The sequence below is a fragment of the Mesorhizobium sp. M7A.F.Ca.CA.004.06.1.1 genome, from assembly GCF_003999135.1.
Taxonomy (GTDB): Bacteria; Pseudomonadota; Alphaproteobacteria; order Rhizobiales; family Rhizobiaceae; genus Mesorhizobium.
Map to the genome: position 1 here is coordinate 1 of NZ_RZPQ01000678.1, position 3,267 is coordinate 3,267.

The following is a 3,267-nucleotide window of genomic DNA, read 5'->3' on the forward strand; positions in this document are numbered from 1 at the left end:
ATTCCCGCAAATGGTGGGATGCAATTGCTGCCGTGCGGATTGAGTGATTGAGTTCCACCACAGAACGCAGCGTCGTTAATTGTTATCTGGACCCTCCCCATGAACTGGGATGACGTCCGCATCTTCCTCGCCGTGGCGCGCGCAGGCCAGATCCTTGGCGCCGCCAAACGGCTGGAGCTCAACCACGCCACCGTCTCACGCCGCATCGCCGCACTCGAGGAAGCGCTGCGGACAAAGCTGTTTCGCCGCTTGACCACCGGCAGCGAGCTGACGCCCGCCGGCGAGCGTTTTCTCGACATTGCCGAGCGCATGGAGGGCGACATGATCGCCGCGCGCTCGACCATTTCAGGCGAAGGCGACGACGTTTCCGGCACGGTGCGCATCGGCGCGCCTGATGGTTTTGGTGTCGCCTTCCTGGCCAAGCGCCTCGGCGAACTGACCGCCCTGCACCGCGAGCTGACGATCCAGCTTGTGCCGGTGCCGCGCTCCTTTTCCTTGTCGCGCCGCGAGGCGGACATCGCCATCACCGTCGAGCGGCCGACAGAAGGCCGGCTGGTGGCGGGAAAGCTGGTCGACTACTCGCTCGGCCTGTTTGCCTCGTGCGCTTATGCTGAAGCGCATGGCTTGCCCAAAACCGCCGCCGAGCTCGGCCAGCACACGCTGATCGGCTACGTACCCGACCTCATCGTCAGTCCCTCGCTCGACTATGCGGGCGAATTCAGCGCCGACTGGCGCACCAGTTTCGCCATCTCCTCCGCACTCGGCCAGGCCGAGGCGGTGCGCTCGGGCGCCGGCATCGGCATCCTGCACACCTTCGTCGCCCGCTCGATGCCGGAATTGGTATCCGTCGATGTGGTCGCGCCGATCCGCCGTGCCTACTGGCTGGTCTATCACGAATCGGTCAGGCCGCTGCGCCGCGTCCAGATCGTCGCCAGCTTCATCACCAAGATGGTGGAGCGGGAGCGGAGCCTATTTGTTTAGCCGTGCCGCCTTTTCCTTGCCACAAAACCGGCCAGAATGGCATCAGGCGTGCAGCCGCCGCGTAGAGACGATCCCTTAGAAAGCTGGCGCGGATAGACATGCGAGCCGTTCTTGCCATCCTGCCGCTGCTTTTCGTTTCCGCTTGCGCCAACCCGTGGACGAAGGTCCCGGAGGCCGAGCTGCCCAAGCCGATCCGCTACGCCATGGCGCGGCCTTCGCCTTTCGTCCTGGGCAATTATTGCGGCCCTGGCACCCGCACCGGCGATCTATCGGCCCGGCCGGCCGACCGCCTCGACGCGGTCTGCCAGACGCATGATGCCTGCTATATCGCCCGCCACAACCATTGCGACTGCGACGGCACCCTGGTCGCCTCGGCGAAAGCGATCCGCGACGACAAGACAACGCCACGCAAAATGCGCGGCGAGGCCGAACTGTTGATCGCCACCTTCGCCATTCCCGTCTGCAAGGTCTTCCCGCAGGGCTTCATGCCGCCGCGCGATCCCGCGCAATTGAGCGCCCTGAAGGCCGGAGCGCCCGGGTGAAGGGTCGCGCATCCATCGCCATCGTTCTGTTCGGGCTGGCTGTCATTGCCGGCTGTGCCGGCGCTGGCCGCAATGCCTGCGATCTCCTGCAAGGCCAGAGCGCTTGCGCGCGACCCGCGCTCTCCGCCGAGACAGCTGGGCCGCGGATCGCCACCGCGCAGTTTTTCGGTGACGCCGGTACGAACGACTACGAAAAACGGTTCCTGGCGCTGCTCGCCCATCACCAGCTCGGCGCCATGGACCGCGCCAACGGCACCGGCCCTTTCGGTCACGACCGCCATGAGATCCGCAACAGCGATTTCCAGGCGACCTACCGGACACTGCAGCAACTGGCCGGGCCGGTTGCCGAAACGCATCTGCCGCCGGCCGGCGCCAACAGCGGCGAGGCTCATTTCGACGGACGCTGGCGGGTGTCGCGGCAGACACTCTACATCGATGCGGCTGCGCGGCCCTCGGCGCCCAGGATCTTCGATTTCTCCGGCCTGCAGGCGCGCAGCGTCGAGGTCGTGCTGCGCCAGGCCGGCAAGCAACCGGCCGACATCGAGGGCATCTGCGACGGCACGCTGGCGATCCGTGCCGGCGGCGGTTCACGCACCATCGCCATGGGCACGGCATTCCGTTTTCGCCTGTCCGGCGAGGACGACACGGTCAGCCTGTTTCCGAGTGACGGCCTGAACCGCTGCACCGCAAGGATCCGCTCCAGCCTTGCCCCGGCCGGCGCGCCGCTCACCATTCGGCGCGAAGAGGCCGCCGATCCGGCTCTCGCCGCCTTCGACAGTCGCTACGAGCGTTGCACGACGCCTAACCCCACCGGCCTCGATGCGCTCAGCCGCGCCTTCTATGCCAGCCGCTGGCTGTCGCAGACCTGCGCCTTGCCGATCGGAAAGCCGCGCCTGCTGCGCAAATCGCGCGATGGCTTCAACGCCAAGGTCGAGGCGCTGATAGGGGCGCCGCTGTCCGACAGCGCCATCGACAAGGGCGACCCGGAGCTGCCGCTCGACTTCTCCAGGGCGCCAAGGCTGAAGCTGATCTACCTGTCGTCGCTGGAGTTCAAGGCCGACTTCTCCGGCCGCATCATCGAACGGCTGATCCGCCACCATGCAGCCCTCGGCACCAAGGTGCGCATCCTGGTCACCGACGTGCTGGAGCGCGACAAGGACGACGCCCTGCTGCATCGGCTGGCGGCCGAATTCCCCAATGTCCAATTGCAGGAATATCGCTGGCGGGCGGACCATGGTGCGCCGATCGACGAGCAGATTTCACAACTGCACAAGGTCCATCACGTCAAGATGCTGGCGACGCTTGCCGACGATCCACGGCGGTCGCGCGCCATCATCGGCGGCCGCAACATCCATGACGGCTTCCTGTTCCACCAGCCGATCGATCTGTCGCGCTATCCAGACCTTGAGCAATACGGCAAGACCGACGGGCTCTCGCTGAACTACTATTCGAACTGGAGCGACTTCGACATCGAGTTCGCCGATCCGGCCACGGTCGAAATGCTGGCTGCGCATCTTTCGACAGTGTGGCTGCGCGACGCCGACACCAATCTGGCGCGCCCCTTCTCCATTCCGGTCCGGTCCGACGGCGCCCGCCCGTCAGGCACGGCACGACACTTCATTTCGGTGCCCTACGAGGACGGCCATGCGCTGGAGGACTATTTCGTCGAACTGGTCGACGCTGCCCAGCACCATATCCAGATCGTCAATCCCTACCTCAACCTGACGCCCAAGCTTGCCCAGGC

The 3,267-nt window shown here is 65.7% G+C and carries 3 protein-coding genes; all 3 read left to right on the plus strand.

Annotated elements, in window-relative coordinates; all coding sequences use genetic code 11:
- The first annotated feature begins 99 nt into the window (after nt 1-99).
- On the plus strand, nt 100-981 hold the full coding sequence (locus EN906_RS28185; protein ID WP_127268690.1) for a LysR family transcriptional regulator: 882 nt from the start codon (nt 100-102) through the stop codon (nt 979-981).
- Between the two features lie 98 nt (nt 982-1,079).
- A complete protein-coding gene (locus EN906_RS28190) occupies nt 1,080-1,523 on the plus strand; it encodes a hypothetical protein (RefSeq protein ID WP_127268689.1) in 444 nt (147 codons plus the stop codon).
- On the plus strand, nt 1,520-3,267 hold a 1,748-nt coding region (locus tag EN906_RS28195; protein ID WP_164777414.1), incomplete at its 3' end, for a phosphatidylserine/phosphatidylglycerophosphate/cardiolipin synthase family protein. The genes EN906_RS28190 and EN906_RS28195, both read left to right, overlap by 4 nt.

Coding starts and splice junctions, on each gene's coding strand:
- EN906_RS28185 (WP_127268690.1), top strand. CDS start 100: ATGAACTGGGATGACGTCCGCATCTTCCTCGCCGTGGCGCGCGCAGGC.
- EN906_RS28190 (WP_127268689.1), top strand. CDS start 1,080: ATGCGAGCCGTTCTTGCCATCCTGCCGCTGCTTTTCGTTTCCGCTTGC.